The sequence below is a fragment of the Bacteroides sp. genome, assembly GCF_028690125.1.
Classification (GTDB): Bacteria; Bacteroidota; Bacteroidia; order Bacteroidales; family Bacteroidaceae; genus Bacteroides.
In genome coordinates this window covers 161,172-180,500 of sequence record NZ_JAQVBV010000006.1, presented here as the reverse complement: position 1 = coordinate 180,500, position 19,329 = coordinate 161,172, and the positions used below count along the sequence as shown (strand labels likewise).

Sequence of the window (19,329 nt, the reverse complement as noted above, 5' to 3'; positions counted from 1 at the left end):
TCATCGTTTAATTAATAACCCGGATTCTGATCAAGAGAAGGTAACCTTCTCATTTCGGCACGTGGAATGGGTAACCAAATGGACTTTTTATTGACTACTCTTGTTAGGAACGACGAGGTACTAGGAATGACACGTTGGTAATATGTTTCTTTGGTAGCCCCATCAGGATTCATCCCACGTATAGGTTCTTGCTCTGTTTCTTCATAAATACCCCAACGGCGTACATCGTAGTAACGTCTGTTTTCCCATAGGAATTCCACCATACGTTCACGCTCTATTTGTTTTTGGACCTCAGAAACTTCGCTAAGTTGGTTGGATGTTAGCCCCGGTAGACCTGCTCTATAGCGTATCAGATTAAATGCGTTTTTAATTTCTTCCTCATTCCGGCTTACGGTATATTGTTGATCACCTAATTGCACTGTATGAGTAGTAGTCAAGTTATTAAGTGCTTCGGCATAAGACAGTAGAATCTCTGCGTATCTGATGATACAATAAGCTTTTTGAATATGGCGTGCACCTGTACCGGTCCATGCATCCATCGGATGATTGAACTTTTTAATGACATATCCCGTAATAGGATAGTTAGGAGAACTGGCAGTTACTCCACCACGACCATCAGCATCCTGATAATAATATTTCGCTGTATGATTATTGAGTGTTGTGCTTGACAATGCTTGCCATACTGCTTCGTTGAATCCTACAGAGGCGTAGAAACGCATTTCGCGATTAGCATACATTTTATAAACTCCCGAATTGAGGGGATATCCGGAGAAAAAGCGTGGTTGTTCAGTAAAGCCTGTTTCCGAATAATATCCGTCTGCGGTAGCTTCTTCTTTCGTGCGCCCATCATCCATCAAGTATGCGTCTACCACTTTTTGAGTGACACAAAAGCGTCCCCAACCACCGAGAGAAGGAGGAAAAGATCCTTTGCTGATAAACTCATTAATGTAGGTTGTATTTCTTCCCCAGATCAGTTCTTTATTAATGGCTGCCACAGCTTCACCGGTAAAGATGTCCGAATAAGATTTGAAAGGATCAATTCCTTCGGCTCCATCCGGATAGGTTTCATAGAAGTTGGGGTCTGATGTCACTCCTTCGGGAAGGGCGGGAGTTTTATCATCCTTCAATGCAGTATAGAGTTTGTAAGCTCCCATATCCATTACCCGTTTAGCAGTAGCGGCAGCAATGGCCCAACGTTTTTCATCGTATTGTTGAGAAACATAGTGTACATTATCTGTCGAACGTTTCCAGTTTCCAAAATATGCACTGGCAACAGCACCACCATTGAACAATGGACTGGCATGTATTAATCGTAATCGAGCTATCAAAGCAAGCGCAGCTCCTTTGGTCGGGCGACCGAAGTCCAAGGTAGAAACCTCGTCGGGTCGAGGCAGCAGTCGTGCTGCCTTTTCAAATTCCTCACAAACATAGTCCATGGCTTCATCATAGGTAGCTCTGGGACGGTCGTAATATTCAATAGGTTCATTGGTATTGACAACCTCATCTCCCAGTAATATTGGAGAGCCATAATCTACTAAGAGATTATAGTAGGCATAGGCACGAATAAAGCGTGTGTACCCTTCAATCCGAAGTCGATCTGTATTAGTCAAGTCTTTCGGACGATCGAGGTTTTGCAGAATGCTGTTACATTTACGAATGATTTTGTAGTATTTACCCCATTGATCAAGATTGGGATTGCCGTCTCCATAAAAGTCGGGAGATATACGTCCTGTAGCGAAATCCATTCCATAATATACATTGCCCGATCCGCCACCGGTCAGTCCATTAAACGCTTCATCGGTAGCCATAGGGCCGGGTGTGTAGCCATATCTGATGGTTTGCGCCTCATCAGGGAACATTGCTGCTGCTCCCCACATATATGCTTCCATATACCGGGCGTTGGTAAAAACCGAATCAATATTAAATTCATCATCAAAGTAATTATCTATATTCAAGAAATCACTGCAAGACGTTACCATCACAATAGTTTGAACCAATATGACTACTCTTGCTATTTTTTTTGTTATTGACATTTTCATTCTATTGAATTATGTATATTAAAGATTGACATATAACTGGAGTGAATAGGTAGTCGGTATAGGATATTTACGACCATTCCAACGGGCTTGCTCCGGATCGAATATCTTCACTTTATCCCATACGAAGAGATTATTTCCCACAAACTGCACATCCAATGAAGAAATACCGATACGTCTCAGACAAGGTAAATTTACATTGTAATTCAGTGTGATTTCCTCCAGACGTAAGTAACGTGAATCTCCTTGCCAGAATGTAGATAACTGGCTATTGTTGTTGTTATTGCCATATTGCAGACGAGGAAAGCGTGCGTTCGGATTTTCTGCGAGGGAAGGATCAATACCATGTTCCAAAGCATATTCTTTAGGAATCCATCGGTTTGCAGGATTGGCGGCCATTGAAAGTACATTTCCCAGATCTCCTTCAAAAAACGGCATATATCCCATTCCATTCAGACGTGTTTCATCGTTTACTGTGGTTTTTTGTCCTACATAGAAGAAGGATGTTTTTCCGGTTCCTTTGAACAATACCCCAAGTGTCAGTTTTTTGTAGCGGATTTCTGCACCAATACCGTACATCAGCAAAGGATAGGTACTGTGCGTGAGCGGAACCATATCGAGCTTATCTATCATACCATCTCCGTTGATATCCTTATATTTAATATCTCCCGGCATTACTTCTCCGAAAGTCTGTTTTGGACTGTATTTTATATCATCTTCGTCTTTAAACAGTCCGAGGGCTTGGTAACCACGGATAGAGTTATATGGAAAGTTGTTATACTCCAAATAAGGATACTCCAAATAAGCTTGTTCCCAGTTCTGTACTACATTTTTAGAGTATGTAAAATTACCTCGTATCGTAAAGCCGAAATCTGTAGATATGTTTTGAATATAGCTTATGTTTCCATCTGCTCCGGTACTTTTCATTTTACCCACGTTAGCAAAAGGGTTGGAAATAACTCCTACATATTCGGGAACCTGTACTCGTTGTTGGAAAATACCATTACGCTGATCCTGGAAGATATCAAGAACAAAGTCCAGCTTGTTATTAAATAGTTTCGCTTCAATTCCCAGGTTCGATTTGATTGCCCTTTCCCAAGCAAGATTGTCTGCTCCTATTCTTGTTTCGCCGATAGTTTCGATATTCGGAATACCCCAGACGTTTCCTGTGCCCTCATTCACCTTAGTAAGATAAGGGAATCTGATATCGGTAATTCTGTCATTACCTACCGAACCATACGAAGCTCTTATTTTAAAATGGTCAAGCCAAGGAAATGCTTCGCGCATAAAATCGTACCCTGTAGGAACCCAACCCAATGCGACTGATGGGAAGAAGCCATATTGTCTGCCGGGCTGAAAGTTTTCAGAACCGGTATACCCAAAATTGACATCCAGTAAATAAGTATCGCGAAAACCATATGTCAATCTGCTGGATACTCCCTGATAGCGCAGAGGAATAGCGGCAAGGTTGCTTGTTGCGTCATCGGTATCTTTAGAATCGCTGAGATAGTAGTATACCAATGCAGATGTTCGGTGGTCAGTGCCAAATAGATGATCATAATTGAGCACAGCCTCGAAGTGATATTTACGATACTGACGGGTAGACTTGCTATATGATGCTTTTTTCTCCTGCACTGTTTCCTGCATGATGAGCGTACCGTCTGCCCCTCTGCCCAAAGCGGTATAGAGAGCCGGCTGTACTTTTCTTCTCTCACTAAAGTAACTATGAATATCGTAAGCTCCCTGAGCGCGGAATTTAAGTCCTTCAAGCAGTCCGGAAAGATCTTGGTTAAGGGCCAATGTTGATTTTCCTTTGAATACTTGGTCAGATGCCTTACCTGTATGGTTGATCATCACATAAGGTGATGCCAGATCGCCACTTCCGCGACCGGGTAGCAAGCCATTGGAATATTGAGTAGGAATAGACAATGGAGTAAGACGTGACTGAGCACCCCATATATATTCGGTATTTGCTACACCGGGTTGGTCTAACTGGGATAAAAATCCATCTGACCCTAGATAAACTTTAGTCGTTTTAGTCAGATTGACATCCAGATTGATTCGATAATTATAGGTATTATAGCTTACATTAGAACTATATACACTGTTTTTGTCTACTTTGTATGCCGCGCTTTCATTTTTACCTCCCAAACTTAGGAAATAACGAGCTACATCACTACCTCCACTACCACTTACATAATACGTGTGACGCCAGAAGCTTTTGTTGAGTATCTCGTTTTGCCAGTCCACGTTAGGATACATATCCGGGTCCAGACCATTGCGGATAATACCCATCTCAGTCTGGTCGTACAAAGGACTATCACCTCGTACTACACTGGCTTCATTGGCTAATTGAGCATATTCATAAGCATCCAGATATTCCGGCAACCGATTGAGGACTGACAGTGTCGTATTAAAACGTCCTGTAATCTGAATCTTACCTGAAGTACCTTTTTTAGTATTTACCAATACCACACCATTAGCTCCTCTTACCCCATAAACAGCAGTTGCTGACGCATCCTTCAAGATAGAAAAACTTTCGACATCTGCAGGATCTATGGTATTAAGATCGCCTTCCAAACCATCAATCAATACAAGAGCACTACTGTTGGCACCAAATGTACCTATACCTCGTACCCAGAAATCGGCGATATTCTGTCCCGGTTCACCACTGCTTTGCATAGAAATAACACCGGCAGCCCTTCCTCCCAGGAGGTTAGCAATGGATGGAGCCGGAGACTGAAGATCTTTGGCATTGATGGCTGTTATGGCTCCTACCGAACTGATTTTCCGTTGAACGTTTCCCAATCCAACAATGACAACCTCATCAATGGAAGCACTTTTTTCAAGAAGAGTGATAGTTAAATTATTGTTTGGTTCAATGGCTACATATTCTACAGGGTCGCATCCCAAAAATGTAAATACCACCTTATCTCCATAAATTACTTTAAGACTAAAATTTCCGCTATTATCGGCAGAAGTACCTATAGAAGGCTTATCCTTTATATATACAGATACTCCGGGTATCGTTTCTTTACTCCCATCCACTACCGTACCGGCAATAGTGAATTCCTTCACTTGTTGAGCAAAAGTTGTCGTTGTAAGCAACAAGCAAAACGACATCAAATATAAGATTTGAATGATTTTCATTATAAACAGCTTTTTATTCAATAACTAACTTACGAATGCGTGCATTACTCCAGTCTGCAATATAAATGTCACCTTGCTCATTCACAGCCACTCCCCAAGGCTGGTTGAACAGTGATTCTACCGGACCTCCATCTTTGTATCCGGCAATGCCGGGCTGCCCAGCTACTGTAGTAACTATATTGTCGGCAGATACCATGCGGATGCAATGGTTTCCATAATCGGCAACAAACATATTGCCATTGTTATCAAACTTAATATCTTTGGGATAATTGAATAACGCATCTTCCAGCGGACCATCACGAAAGCCACTGCCCCCCGGAGCGTTCAGTCGTTTAAATCCACCGGTCCCGTTTGGATCACGGAGATCTAATACCGAAATACCTTGTCTGAATTCGGTAGGAGTAGCATTGGAATGAAGCGTTATATATAGAAGCCAAGGCTTCACAGGGTTGATGGCTTGTCCATATTGCGACCCATAAGGTCCTTGATGGATAATAGTCGCTTCCAATGTTTCAGGGTTTATTTTTGCAACCTTTCCATCACGATATCGTGTATACAAATACCCGTCGTATGGACAAAAAGTTATAAAGTTCTTGTATAAATCAGCAGCTACTATTGAGTTCAAATCGGATGGCGAGTATTTCATGTTACGCTGACGAGGATACCAAGCCTCCCGAGGATCAAAGGTGAACATTACTTCCTTCACCGATTCATGTGCGGCAGTCAGCATTCCGGTGGCGCGATCCACCGTTAAACCATTTGCATATAGTATACGCTCGGCTGTGGTTTTTGCTTCAATCAATGGAGTCACAATATTTTGCTGTTCATTAATTCGGGCTACTCCAAATGAACCACCGTCACGCCATGACATAAAGATATTCCCTTCGGCATCTAATTCAAGATATTTACCATACACCTGAGCTGTGGCAAGTGTTCCGGGAAGGAAACTTGTTTCACCATTACCGGTAACAGTGCTTACCTGTGCTTGAGTATGATAAGTATACATATCATCATAAACTACCGAATCGGCATCGACAACAACAGAAATACGAGGATTATCACCCGGAAGGCGAGGCACAATAGCGTAAATATGGTCACCACTTGATGAAACAACCGATGCTCTTGCTTTATTGAAATACACCTTAATTTTGCTTGTATCGGTGCCAAAATTGCTTCCGTCCAAAAGAATTTTATCACGTGCTCCACCTTCTTTAGGATAAAAAGATGTGAGTACAATCGGTTTACCGGGGTCATGCGCTTTGCCAGCGTTCTCACTGCTGCTTTCACAACTTGAGAAACAAAATAAAGCTCCCCAGAAACAGCCCAATAATAAGTAACGATTCATAAAATAATAATTTGAAATTAAACAGTGTTTTTAGTTAGTGTCATTTCCCTGTTTTACTATGTGATAACAGGGTGAAATAATCTAAGCCATATATTTATAGTGAATGTTGATGTTTATCTTTTGCGATTGGAATTTTATAGTCTTATTGTATAATTCAAACCTTTATTGGGTGCTACAATAAAATTTGTTACCTCAAAGTTACAATCTCCTCCTTTGATACCATTCTCAAACTTTACAGAAATTGTATGTTGAGTATGTGGTTTCAATATCATGTCACGGAAATAAATCAAAGAAGTGTCATGTGCCGTTTTTTTCAGTTTTAGTACCAGATCAGTAGTATTTATAACAGAAAATGTTACTTCTTTATCTGTACGTTTCACCTCTTTTATCTCTATACATTTCTCAAAGAACGGACGCAGAACTTCTTCACGCCCTATCACCAATTCGCGATAGTAAGCGGCAGTACGACGATTGTTAAGTGCTTCACGAACTCCCTCTAATGAACGTTCTTTAGCAAATACAAATGTCATTGTACGATGCTCGCCTTTCGAAAAATCGTAATCAGTCTGAATAGGCTGATGAATATCGGAAGTTCCTATCATTGTCAGATTCTTGTCTAAGCACCATTGAACTGCTTCAGGCATAAAAAGGCCACCATTTGCTACTTCAATGCCATGCATACAACCGTCATTATAAAGTTGCGTATGTTCAGGCCACCACTTGGTTGAGTCAGGTTGCTGCCGATCCCATCCCGGATGGTTCCAAAAAATAAACGCTCCCTGCTTTTTTGCTTCATTGAAAGCCTCTTTATATGTTTCTTGTTCCAACGGGTTAGAGTCAGACAAGAAAATAGCGTTAAAATGTCCCGGAGCCATAGAACGGGTAATTTCACTGCCTTTGATTAAAAGTATTCCCAACTTTTGGGCTTGCTTTTGAGAAAGTTCATAGGAACGGTTATGATCTGCTACAATATCTTTCTTGTGAGGACGATATTCAATGTGTTCTGTCAAGGAAATAGCATCCAATCCTTCTCTATAAGCCTCATCTAAACGTACGGTAGGCCATACCAAACCATCTGAAAAAACAGTATGCATATGAAAATCACACTTTAAGGTAGTATATCCATCTAAATTGGGAACTCGAATCTCATTGCGGCGCTGCGCTTGTGCGTTCATGAAACACATCACTAATAGTAGAACTCCAATCAATACTTTCTTAATTTTCATTTTTGTTATTTTAAATTAGACAATTACATTTTTAAAGAATGCCCCTATTTGACTGTTGATAAATAGTAAGAGACAAGGCCCCTGAGCATCATGCCACAAATGTAGAAGCAAAAATAAAACAGGCAATACAGGAGTCAAAAGCTTAACGGAGACGTCACGGGAAAGAAACACAAATGTTACCGTTTTTAACAGAATGTGAAACGATTTAAATAAAAAGAGTTGGAGTAACCAAATATTTATTATTTTAAGCATATAGAATTTCGCTAAATTCAGACTAATATTTTTTTTGAATTTTCATTTGTAAGGAATAGATAATGAATCATTTTGCTTTTTGACAATTTGCAATATGTGATACGGTTGGAATCGCTTATTTTGGACCGCTAATAAGGATTGCCAGTAATTCTTCATTCTACGCTCATATACACCTTTCATTAGTCTTCAAACACAGCAACATTAACAGCACTTAGACATATGATTATCACATTATAATTCAAAAAAACAATCAAACATTAAGTTCTATATCTTTTTGCTTATTTATATTTACCAGTAGAAAAAGAAGAAATAGAAAATAATCAGGAAGAAAAGTACAAAATACATACATATTCCGGAAATGATGTCGGTAAACGGGAGGTTTGGTTACATAATGCAGAGCTTTTGGTTACACAATGCGGAGCTTTTGGTTACATCATCCTTATGTTTTATACAAAGTTTACGGTGTTTTTATGCAAACAATACAATGTTTTTATGTAAAAAACTGCATATTTTATGCAAATTATGCAGATCACAACGCTAGAAGAGAAAAACGAAGAAAAATACAAGAAAGTAAATTAGCTTATTTTATAGCAGATAGACACAATTCTACCATTACTGAAAACATTACGACATTAAACAAATAAACAAAATGATCTATTGCATTGCTGAAAGAGACTAAAGGTATCAGGTTTTCTCAAAAACAATACGGCATTTAAAGTCAATTCAGGAAACATAGCTAATTAAAAATGAACTATAATAAGAAAAATTGTATAATAGTGATTTTTTCATCACTCTCTATCCATTTGAAGGTACAGTTTCAAGTGGACAAGAGGAATCAATTTAAATCGGACAAGAGGACGTAACTTGATCCGAGTCTTCCAATTGGATGCCGAAAATAAAAATTGCTTTAATAAGAAAATCCAGTGATAGAAATATATTGGCTTTTTGCATAATAAAAATATTGTTCGTAACTTTGCGAACATAAAAAAAGGATATGACAAAGGAATATACACAAGAAGAAGAGCAGTTAGCCCGATTTGCAAAAGCAATGGGGCATCCGGCTCGTATTGCAATACTAAAATTCTTAGCATCGCAGGAAACCTGTTTCTTTGGTGACATACACGAGGTGCTTCCGATTGCAAAAGCCACCGTTTCACAGCACCTTGCGGAGTTGAAAGATGCCGGATTGATTCAAGGTGAAATTCAGCCTCCAAAAGTGAAATATTGCATCAATAAGGAAAATTGGGTGCTGGCAAAGCAGCTAATGGACGAATTTATGTGTGGCTGCAACCCCGGAAACGGCTGTTGCGAATAAGTCAATTATATATTTTTTGTCGTATACGTTCGTAGTTTTGCGAATTACAAATTAAAATAGAATATATCATGGAAATTAAAGTTTTAGGAACAGGTTGTGCAGGGTGTAAAGCACTCTACGAAACCACCAAACAGGCTGTTGCCGAATTGGGAGTGGATGCCACAGTGATAAAGGAAGAAGATATGATGAAAATCATGTCCTATAATGTAATGAGATTGCCGGGATTGGTTGTAGATGGAAAAGTAGTATCATCGGGTAAAAAGTTATCTATTTCCGAAGTAAAAGAACTGATAACCAAATAATTCGGTTTATGAAACGTATTTTTATCTTGATTATTATCGCCACTTCCTTACTTTCATGTGGCGGAAGTGCATCGAAGACGCAAGTGGCAACAGATACTAAGCAAGGGGATGTAACTAAGGTACTCTATTTTCACGGTAAACAACGTTGTGTTACTTGCAATGCCATCGAGAAACTAACCAAAGAAGTGCTGGATAGTTTGGCCAACGAAAAGATAGTGATGAAAGTCATCAATCTATCGAAAACGGAAAACGAAGCTATCGCGGACAAATACGAAGTTACTTGGTCATCTTTGATACTCGACCGTAACGGTAAGGTCGAAAATCTGACTGACATGGGATTCAGTTATGCCAAAGGACAACCGGAAGTATTCAAGACAAAGTTAATTGAAGCAATCAATAACATCACAAAATAATGGAGTGGTTGCAAAATCTCTTGGATAGTAGTACTGTTCCACTAGTTACGGCGTTTCTGCTGGGACTGCTGACGGCTATAAGCCCCTGTCCATTGGCTACCAACATTACTGCAATAGGTTTCATCAGTAAAGATATAGAGAGCCGTCACCGCATCTTTTGGAATGGTATGCTATATACGCTCGGACGAATTATTACCTACGCCGGGATTGGTTTTATCCTTATTCCCATATTGCGTGAGGGCGCAAGTATTTATGCTATCCAAAAGACCATAGGCAAGTATGGTGAAATAGTAATTGCTCCGGCTCTTATTCTTATCGGATTGTTTATGTTATTTGGTAGCAAACTCAATCTGCCTCAAGCAGGATTTAATAGCGGTGGCGAAAAACTGGGCAAACGTGGTGGTATCGGAGCATTACTGTTGGGTATCTTGTTCTCGCTGGCATTCTGTCCGTCAAGCGGAGTGTTTTATTTTGGAATGCTGATACCGATGTCGGCTGCTGAAACAGGTGGTTATTTGTTACCGTTTGCTTTTGCCATCGCAACCGGACTTCCGGTTATTGTTGTGGCGTGGATTTTAGCATACAGTATGGCGGGACTTGGAAAGTTTTACCATTGTATGCAGACTTTTCAAAAATGGATGAACTTTGTTATTGCCTTGCTTTTTATTGCAGTGGGAATTTATTACGCAATCATATTATGGCTATAAAAGTATTGATATTATATACAGGCAACAGTTGCCGCAGTCAAATGGCACATGGTTTTTTACAGTCGTTTGATGAAAAACTGGTTGTTTGCTCAGCAGGAACAAAAGCTGCAGGCAAACTCAATGAAGGTGCTATCAAAGCAATGGCGGAAGCAGGAATAGATATATCGTCTCATACCTCCGATCCGGTAGAGAAATACCTTGCCGAAGAATGGGACTATGTGATAACTGTCTGTGGCGGAGCAAATGAAAGCTGCCCTGCATTTACAGGCAAAGTGAAACAGCGTTTGCACTTTGGATTTGATGATCCCTCGCACGCAACAGGAACACCCGAATTTGTGGAAAGTGAGTTTCGCCGTGTCAGAGATGAGATACGCCGTAAGTTCCACAAATTCTACACCGATGAGTTAATGGATGAGCCGTCTTGTCCTTGTGGAGCTAATTATTTCTGCAAATGTGAATAGAGGATGAGAAGTTTTGAGAAATACCTTACCCTTTGGGTAGCACTCTGCATCGCTGTGGGTATAACCATCGGCAAATTCCTGCCAGCAATACCCGAAATACTCGGACGGTTCGAGTATGCCAATGTGTCGATACCTGTTGCTGTATTGATATGGTTAATGATATACCCGATGATGCTCAAAGTTGATTTTCAAAGTGTATGTAACGTAGGGCGCAATCCGAAAGGTATTGTCATAACGTGTGTTACGAATTGGATAATCAAGCCTTTTACGATGTTTGGCATAGCATGGTTGTTCTTCTACGTGATATTTAAAGCATTGATTCCGGCGGAACTTGCACACGAATACTTGGCAGGTGCGGTACTGCTCGGCGCAGCTCCCTGTACTGCTATGGTTTTTGTATGGAGTTACCTTACCAAAGGCGATGCTGCTTATACATTGGTACAGGTTGCTGTAAATGATCTGATTATCCTTGTGGCATTTGCTCCGATTGTAGCGTTCCTGCTTGGTGTCGGTGGTGTGGGAATACCATTTGATACCCTGTTACTGTCTGTTGCCTTATTTGTGGTTATACCTCTTGCAACCGGTGTTCTTACGCGAATGACAGTGATACGGAAATGGGGAGTTGATTACTTTAATAATGTGTTCCTAAAAAAGTTCGACAACATTACCGTTGCCGGACTACTGCTTACACTCGTAATACTCTTTTCGTTTCAAGGTGAAACAATCCTTGCCAATCCGTTACATATACTATTGATTGCTGTACCACTCATTATTCAGACGGTACTGATTTTCTTTGTGGCTTATGGCTGGGCTAAGGTTTGGCGATTGCCACATTCGGTAGCTGCTCCGGCAGGAATGATTGGCGCAAGCAATTTCTTTGAATTGGCGGTCGCCGTAGCTATTTCGCTGTTCGGGTTACAATCAGGGGCGGCATTAGCAACAGTAGTCGGTGTGCTGGTTGAAGTCCCAATCATGCTGATGTTAGTTCGCATAGCAAATAATACTCGTAAATATTTTAACGCATAACAGAATGATACAAGAATTTGCAGACTGGTTAGTTTATCACATATTCGGTTTAGATGCTACATCCCGATTAGGAATAGCAATAAATTTCTTTTTCTACGATACGATAAAGATTCTGTTGCTACTCTTTGCCATCAGTGTAGTTATGGGAGTAATAAACGCTTACTTTCCTATTGACCGCTTGCGCAATTTCCTCACCACGCGCAAGTTGTATGGGTTTCAATACCTGTTTGCGGCTTTGTTCGGAGCAATCACTCCGTTTTGCTCCTGTTCATCTATTCCACTTTTTATAGGGTTTGTTAAAGGTGGGATTCCATTGGGTGTGACATTTGCCTTTCTTATCACTTCACCGCTAGTAAACGAAGTTGCTATTGCGATGTTTCTGGGTACGTTTGGTCTGAAAGCCACATTGGTTTATGCCATTAGTGGTATTCTTTTAGGAGTTATAGGCGGATGGGTACTTGAAAAGTTCAAACTCGAAAAATACTTGAGTCCTTGGGTACAGCAGATACAAGCGCAATCTGAGTCTGAAAGTGAAGAGTGGGAAGCAGAGCGCGTACCTTTTATGAAACGTGTTCCGACTATCATTAAGGATGCTTGGAGTATCGTCCGTGGAGTATGGTTGTACGTGATAATCGGTATCGCAATCGGAGCTGCTATGCACGGCTTTGTACCTGAAGGCTTTTTTGAGGAATACCTATCAGCAGATAAGTGGTACAACGTGCCATTGGCAGTGATTCTTGGCGTTCCGATGTATGCCGGAGCGGCGGGAATAGTTCCTGTTATACAGGTTTTCGTGGCGAAAGGTATGCCTATCGGTACAGCTATTGCCTTTATGATGGCAGTCGTAGGGCTATCTATTCCCGAAGCTACCATGCTCAAAAAGGTAATGACGTGGCGGTTGATTGCTATCTTTTTTGGGGTGGTGACACTGTTTATTATTTTGTCGGGATATTTGTTTAATTGGATAATGTGAGAAATCTAAAGGCTCCTTTGCTGGTTTCTTTCCCGCACAGGCCGCAAAAAGAAAGTAATCCGGCAAGATTTCTCCTGTCAGATTTTCTTTTTTATTTTTGAGTTTTCAGCCATTTGTCTCGTTATCCGTGATATTTTTCAAGTGTTTTAGCTAACGTTGAAAATAGTTTTTCGTTTGTATGACAGTAATCAGTCATAAACAAATCACAGGTAAAAGCCGAATGGTCTAAGTAGTTCTTTGCAAACTCCGGCAGGTCCTAACATTCTTCTATAATTTCAGGAGTATACAAATCCACCTTTTTATCATCTGTCTTCTTAAAGTTTATGCGAATTTTCTATCGGGTGGATTGTTTTCATTTCAGTGGTATAAATGCCATAGGGTTTAGGACACACGAGGTTGGAGATTTTGAGCGATACAGTTTACTGCATGACCTTGTTTGTCCGTGAAGAGCCCATAAGTACCCATTTCACCGAGAACGAAACACTGACTCCGATTCTAAATTCATCTCTTAATGTGGAGGGTTCACACTGGAAAAAGACAAGATGAAGAGTTCTGATTGCAGCTTATAATAGCTACCGTTTTACAGATTTATTTTTAAAAAGTGAATTTGCAAACTTTTCGATTAAGTTCCTACTCAGTTGTTTTTAAGTATTAATTGCGTCTTACCAATACGACGATCTGTTACAACGGTCAATTGTACATTGTTTTGGGATGCCAGACCAATCTTATAAAGCCGACCTATTTCTTTCTCTCTATTGTAAAATTTCATATCTAAAACGATTAAAAAACACCGCCATTTCGAAACCGCCATTTCCGAAATGGCGGTTTCGGAAACACAAAAATATATAAATAATCTGATAATGCGCATTCTTTTGTATCGAAATCACAGTATTAATTTGTGAAAAGCTGCTTACTTCATTACTTATCGGGACTATGAATCAACAACAGAGTATCATTTGCCTCTCAAACTCTCCGGAGAGCTTTCACACCCTGTAGTAAGTGTCGGAAAAGCAATAAACCGCCATTCATTTTCCCGACTTTAACAGCCCCCTTTCGAAGAAAGCCTAGGATGTGGCTTCCGATTCATTCGGTGCAGATACAGATCCGTAATTTGTTTAGTAATCAGTTGCATCTCTCCATCCATCTTTGTATCCATCATGGAATAGATAATCGGGTAAAATTGACAACATGAAAAGTGGCAGATTCTATATGATGCTACTTAGAGTACTTTTATAGTATATAAATCTCGGCCATGTAGCTAAAACAAGTATGAAAAAACCAATGAACTGCAATCAATTGAATAAACAATAGCAGGTCTATCCTTGTTGTAAAAGAAATCATTTGCTATGAAGATATTGTTGACGGGTGCAACCGGATATATTGCTCAACGGCTTCTGCCGATTCTTGTCGGTAACAATCATACAATTGTATGTTGTGTGCGCGATCTGAAAAGATTCCTCATTGAAGAAGAATGGGCAGGGCAAGTAACAAAGATTGAAGTGGACTTTTTGAAACCTGAATCATTGAACCATATTCCATTGGATATAGATGTTGCATATTACCTGATACATTCTATGGCAACTTCCTCCGGTGATTTTAGTGAGATGGAGCAACAATCTGCAAAGAATTTTGTTAGACGGATAGAGCAGACAAAGGCTCAACAAGTGATCTATCTGAGTGGGATTGTAAATGATGATTACTTGTCGAAACACTTGCAGTCACGTAAAAATGTAGAAAACATTCTGGCAAACAGTAATGTGGCATTGACAACCTTGAGAGCTGGAATAATCATAGGATCGGGTAGCGCTTCTTTCGAGATAATGCGCGATTTGGTAGAGAAACTACCTATCATGATTGCCCCCCGCTGGCTCAACACCAAATGCCAGCCTATAGCTATTCGCAACGTAATTCAATACCTGTCAGCAATATTGCTTCGAGAAGAAACCTACAACCAAAGTTTTGATATTGGAGGGCCTGATGTATTAACGTTTAAGCAGATGTTATTGCAATTTGCGGAAGTCCGTGGATTGAAACGCCGCATTTTTGTTGTACCTGTTATGACTCCCAAGTTATCTTCTTATTGGTTATATTTTGTTACTTCAACCAATTTTTCACTGGCTAAAAATCTGGTAAAGAGTATGCATGTTGAAGTAGTGTGTAAACCCAACAATCTTCACCAAATGTTTCCGGAAGAGCTTATTCCTTATAAGGAAGCTATAGCACTGGCATTTGATAAGATAGATCAAAACCTAGTATTATCGAGTTGGACTGATGCCTTGAGTAGCCACATTTTAATGAAAGGTATATCTGCATATATCTCAGTTCCGACAAAAGGATGCTTCCGCGATGTAAGAATAGTCAAAACAGATCATCCGGATGCTACTTTGAAGAATATATTTGCTATCGGCGGAAAACGTGGTTGGTATTATGCCAATTGGTTATGGAATTTTCGTGGCTTTCTGGATAAAATGGTCGGAGGTATCGGAATTAGGCGCGGAAGAAAAAATGATACGGAACTATCAGCCGGTGAAGCCTTAGACTTTTGGAGAGTATTGGTTGCTGATGAGGCTAAAAGGCGATTGTTGCTTTATGCTGAGATGAAACTTCCGGGTGAGGCTTGGCTGGAATTTAAAATCAACGACCGTGATGAATTGGTACAAACAGCCACATTCCGTCCTCTAGGATTGTGGGGGCGTATTTATTGGTATTCGGTTTTACCCTTTCATGCATTTATTTTTAAAGGTATGGCGGAGAATATTGCTTCCGACAGAAGCTGAATGAACTCGATTATAAACAATGGAATCCGCTGCCGAACTGTTTGCCGATGGCGACAAAATGATGCAGCAGATTACTTACGAAGTGAGCTTCAATATGTCCAACAACTTCAACCAGTTCTTTAAACAACTAAGCGGGGTAATCCGAGCACTTTTTGCCACAGGGTGACTCATTATTAGTAATCAATTTACATTCTTTTATGCAAACGAAGGGGCAGATGAAGCAATCGGTAATATGAACACAACTACCCGTAATTTGTGTAGTTATCAATAGCATATCTCCATCTATCTTTGCACCAGAGAAAAACTATAAAAAAGACAGATATGAAAACCGTGAAATTAAACAATGGGGTTGAAATGCCCATCTTAGGCTTTGAAGTCTAACAAATAACCGATGCCACTGATTGCGAACAGTGCGTTTATGATGCAATTATGGTGAAAGTGTAGGTTACGATTTGGTTACTGAACTCTGTCCGAAAGGGTCTATTTTGTGTCTTTTACCCCCGACAAGAAACAATAAAAAAAGTCCTACAATACGTTGATATTGTAGGACTTGTCCTATTTTTGACCCTATTTGTCTTAGGGTTTCAGCGGAGAGACAGGGATTCGAACCCCGGGTACCTCGCAGTACAACGGTTTTCAAGACCGCCGCAATCGACCACTCTGCCACCTCTCCAAAACTTCTTAAATCAGAAATACTTTCCGTTGAAAGCGGTGCAAAGGTACGAATCATTTTTAAATCTGCAAACATTCTGATATTTTTTTCGCAAATTAATCGTATTTTTGTAGCCTATTACAAGTAAGAAAGAGATGATATATCCTCAGAATTTTGAGCAAAAGATAGGGTTTGACCAAATAAGACAGTTATTGAAAGAAAAGTGTCTCAGTACTTTAGGTGAAGAGCGGGTTTCAGAAATGATTTTTTCAGAACACTACGAAGAAGTAGAAGAGAAATTAAATCAGATAACTGAATTTGTGCGCATCATTCAGGAAGAAGATGGATTTCCTGATCAATTCTTTTTTGATGTCCGCCCCTCACTGAAAAGGGTACGGATAGAAGGTATGTATTTAGATGAACAAGAATTGTTTGATCTTCGCCGTTCATTAGAAACAATCAGAAATATTGTGCGCTTTTTACATAAGAATGAAGATGAAGAAGAAAATGCGTGTCTTTACCCGTCCCTAAGAAGGTTAGCAGGGGACATTGCTGTATTTCCACAACTTATCGGAAAGATAGATGGTATTCTCAATAAATACGGAAAAATAAAAGATAATGCATCAACCGAATTAGCACGTATCCGTCGGGAACTAACAAGCACCATGGGAAGTATCTCACGGTCGCTAAATAACATCCTTCGTAGTGCACAATCAGAAGGTTATGTAGATAAAGACGTGACTCCAACAATGCGTGACGGACGTTTGGTAATACCAGTTGCACCCGGACTCAAGCGAAAAATAAAGGGAATCGTACACGATGAGTCCGCCAGTGGAAAAACGGTTTTTATCGAACCGGCTGAAGTAGTAGAAGCCAATAATCGTGTCCGTGAACTCGAAGGAGATGAGCGACGAGAAATCATTCGTATTCTGATTGAGTTCTCCAATATTTTACGTCCTTCCATTCCGGAAATTCTTCAATCATATGAATTTCTGGCAGAGATTGATTTCATTCGTGCTAAAAGCTATTTTGCCATACAAACTAATAGTTTGAAACCAGCACTTGAAAATGAGCAATTACTCGATTGGACAATGGCAATACATCCCTTATTACAGATTTCATTAGTTAAACATGGGAAAAAAGTCGTTCCACTGGATATAGAACTTAATCAGAAACAGCGTATTTTAATTATCTCCGGTCCGAATGCCGGAGGTAAATCGGTATGTCTGAAAACAGTTGGCTTATTACAATATATGCTCCAATGCGGAATGTTAGTTCCAATGCACGAACGTAGCCACACAGGGATGTTCAATAGTATTTTTATAGATATTGGCGATGAGCAATCCATTGAAGATGATTTGAGTACATACTCCTCACATCTGACTAATATGAAAATCATGATGAAAAACTGCAATGAACGCAGTTTGATTCTGATCGATGAATTTGGAGGGGGTACAGAACCACAGATCGGAGGAGCCATTGCCGAAGCTGTATTGAAACGTTTTAACCAGAAAGGAACATTTGGTGTAATCACTACCCATTATCAAAATCTGAAACATTTTGCCGAAGATCATGAAGGGGTAGTCAATGGAGCAATGCTTTATGATCGTCATTTGATGCAAGCTCTGTTCCAGTTACAAATAGGTAATCCAGGAAGTTCTTTCGCTGTGGAAATTGCCCGAAAGATCGGTTTACCGGAAGATGTAATTGCAGATGCTTCGGAAATTGTAGGAAGCGAATACATCAATGCAGATAAATATCTTCAGGATATTGTACGCGATAAACGTTATTGGGAAGGAAAACGCCAAACAATACGACAACGGGAGAAGCACATGGAAGACACGATTGCCCGTTATCAGACAGAAATGGAGGAATTGCAGAAATCACGAAAGGAAATTATCCGCCAAGCGAAAGAAGAAGCAGAACGGATGCTGCAAGAATCAAATGCGCGTATTGAAAATACAATCCGTGCAATAAAAGAGGCACAAGCCGAAAAAGAAAAGACTCGTCTGGTACGCCAGGAACTAACTGATTTCCGTACTTCTCTGGAATCACTTTCCTCAAAAGAGAAAGAAGGAAAGATTGCGCAAAAGATGGAGAAACTTAAGGAGAAGCAAGAACGAAAGAAAAATAAGAAAAATGAACCTAAAGATATATCTTCTTCACCCGTAACTCCTAAAATAATTCCTATCACAGTAGGCGAAAATGTAAAAATCAAAGGCCAGACAAGTGTCGGACAAGTGATGGAAATTAATGGTAAAAATGCAGTTGTTGGTTTCGGAAGTATAAAGACCACAGTAAAATTAGACCGATTGGAACATACTAATGCTGTTCCGCAAACAGAAGGAATCGCTAAAAGTACATTTGTCAGTACACAGACACACGATCAGATGTACGAAAAGAAACTTAGTTTCAAACAAGACATTGATGTTCGCGGAATGAGAGGAGATGAAGCGTTACAAGCTGTCACTTATTTTATTGATGATGCTATATTGGTTGGTATGGAACGTGTTCGCATTCTTCACGGAACAGGAACGGGTATCCTCCGTACACTCATTCGCCAATATCTGTCTACCGTTCCGGGAGTAAGCCATTTTGCTGATGAACATATACAATTCGGAGGAGTAGGAATTACCGTAGTCGATTTTGAATAAACAGTAAACAAATTCTATAAATAACTTGTTCTCTTTTAGA

The 19,329-nt window shown here is 40.0% G+C and carries 15 protein-coding genes and 1 tRNA gene; 10 read left to right on the top strand and 6 right to left on the bottom strand.

Features of this window, described 5'->3' with window-relative positions; all coding sequences use genetic code 11:
• Nucleotides 1-11 precede the first annotated feature (11 nt).
• The 4 genes from PHO71_RS06115 to PHO71_RS06100 form a co-directional block, all read right to left on the bottom strand.
• Entirely contained in the window at nt 12-2,039 is a 2,028-nt protein-coding gene (locus PHO71_RS06115) for a RagB/SusD family nutrient uptake outer membrane protein (protein WP_300200412.1), read from the bottom strand.
• An 18-nt stretch (nt 2,040-2,057) separates the two neighbouring features.
• Nucleotides 2,058-5,186, bottom strand: a complete 3,129-nt coding sequence (locus tag PHO71_RS06110) for a TonB-dependent receptor (protein WP_300200409.1) — start codon at nt 5,184-5,186, stop codon at nt 2,058-2,060.
• Nucleotides 5,187-5,199: 13 nt separating this feature from the next.
• The gene (locus PHO71_RS06105) at nt 5,200-6,531 is read right to left on the bottom strand and encodes an IPT/TIG domain-containing protein (protein WP_300200406.1); all 1,332 of its coding nucleotides are present in this window, start codon (nt 6,529-6,531) and stop codon (nt 5,200-5,202) included.
• A 134-nt stretch (nt 6,532-6,665) separates the two neighbouring features.
• Nucleotides 6,666-7,757, bottom strand: coding sequence for an Sb-PDE family phosphodiesterase (locus PHO71_RS06100; RefSeq protein WP_300200403.1), 1,092 nt, complete (start codon nt 7,755-7,757; stop codon nt 6,666-6,668).
• A 1,246-nt stretch (nt 7,758-9,003) separates the two neighbouring features.
• Between PHO71_RS06100 and PHO71_RS06095 the strand changes: the two genes are divergently transcribed.
• The 7 genes from PHO71_RS06095 (at nt 9,004) to PHO71_RS06065 (ending at nt 13,206) form a co-directional block, all read left to right on the top strand.
• Nucleotides 9,004-9,324, top strand: a complete 321-nt coding sequence (locus PHO71_RS06095; protein WP_300200400.1) for a helix-turn-helix transcriptional regulator — start codon at nt 9,004-9,006, stop codon at nt 9,322-9,324.
• Nucleotides 9,325-9,392: 68 nt separating this feature from the next.
• Nucleotides 9,393-9,626 (top strand): thioredoxin family protein, encoded by a 234-nt coding sequence (locus tag PHO71_RS06090; protein ID WP_300200398.1) that lies wholly within the window; start codon nt 9,393-9,395, stop codon nt 9,624-9,626.
• A gap of 8 nt (nt 9,627-9,634) precedes the next feature.
• Entirely contained in the window at nt 9,635-10,039 is a 405-nt protein-coding gene (locus PHO71_RS06085; RefSeq protein ID WP_300200395.1) for a nitrophenyl compound nitroreductase subunit ArsF family protein, read from the top strand.
• Nucleotides 10,039-10,746 (top strand): aromatic aminobenezylarsenical efflux permease ArsG family transporter, encoded by a 708-nt coding sequence (locus PHO71_RS06080; protein ID WP_300200393.1) that lies wholly within the window; start codon nt 10,039-10,041, stop codon nt 10,744-10,746. The genes PHO71_RS06085 and PHO71_RS06080 overlap by 1 nt, the downstream gene beginning before the upstream one ends.
• Nucleotides 10,743-11,207 (top strand): arsenate reductase ArsC, encoded by a 465-nt coding sequence (locus tag PHO71_RS06075; protein ID WP_300200517.1) that lies wholly within the window; start codon nt 10,743-10,745, stop codon nt 11,205-11,207. Before PHO71_RS06080 ends, PHO71_RS06075 begins: the two co-directional genes overlap by 4 nt.
• Nucleotides 11,208-11,210: 3 nt before the next feature.
• Nucleotides 11,211-12,233 (top strand): ACR3 family arsenite efflux transporter, encoded by a 1,023-nt coding sequence (gene arsB, locus PHO71_RS06070; protein ID WP_300200390.1) that lies wholly within the window; start codon nt 11,211-11,213, stop codon nt 12,231-12,233.
• A 4-nt stretch (nt 12,234-12,237) separates the two neighbouring features.
• Nucleotides 12,238-13,206, top strand: a complete 969-nt coding sequence (locus PHO71_RS06065) for a permease (RefSeq protein WP_300200388.1) — start codon at nt 12,238-12,240, stop codon at nt 13,204-13,206.
• A 634-nt stretch (nt 13,207-13,840) separates the two neighbouring features.
• On the opposite strand, the gene PHO71_RS06060 is transcribed toward PHO71_RS06065, so the two are convergent.
• Entirely contained in the window at nt 13,841-13,975 is a 135-nt protein-coding gene (locus PHO71_RS06060; protein ID WP_300200385.1) for a hypothetical protein, read from the bottom strand.
• A 577-nt stretch (nt 13,976-14,552) separates the two neighbouring features.
• Between PHO71_RS06060 and PHO71_RS06055 the strand changes: the two genes are divergently transcribed.
• Both PHO71_RS06055 and PHO71_RS06050 read left to right on the top strand, forming a co-directional pair.
• Entirely contained in the window at nt 14,553-15,983 is a 1,431-nt protein-coding gene (locus PHO71_RS06055) for an SDR family oxidoreductase (RefSeq protein WP_300200382.1), read from the top strand.
• Nucleotides 15,984-16,002: 19 nt separating this feature from the next.
• Entirely contained in the window at nt 16,003-16,149 is a 147-nt protein-coding gene (locus tag PHO71_RS06050) for a hypothetical protein (protein WP_300200379.1), read from the top strand.
• A 422-nt stretch (nt 16,150-16,571) separates the two neighbouring features.
• On the opposite strand, the gene PHO71_RS06045 is transcribed toward PHO71_RS06050, so the two are convergent.
• Nucleotides 16,572-16,656: transfer RNA gene (locus PHO71_RS06045), tRNA-Ser, on the bottom strand.
• 134 nt (nt 16,657-16,790) lie between these two features.
• On the opposite strand from PHO71_RS06045, the gene PHO71_RS06040 reads away from it, so the two are divergent.
• Nucleotides 16,791-19,289, top strand: a complete 2,499-nt coding sequence (locus tag PHO71_RS06040) for a Smr/MutS family protein (RefSeq protein ID WP_300200376.1) — start codon at nt 16,791-16,793, stop codon at nt 19,287-19,289.
• Nucleotides 19,290-19,329: the final 40 nt, after the last annotated feature.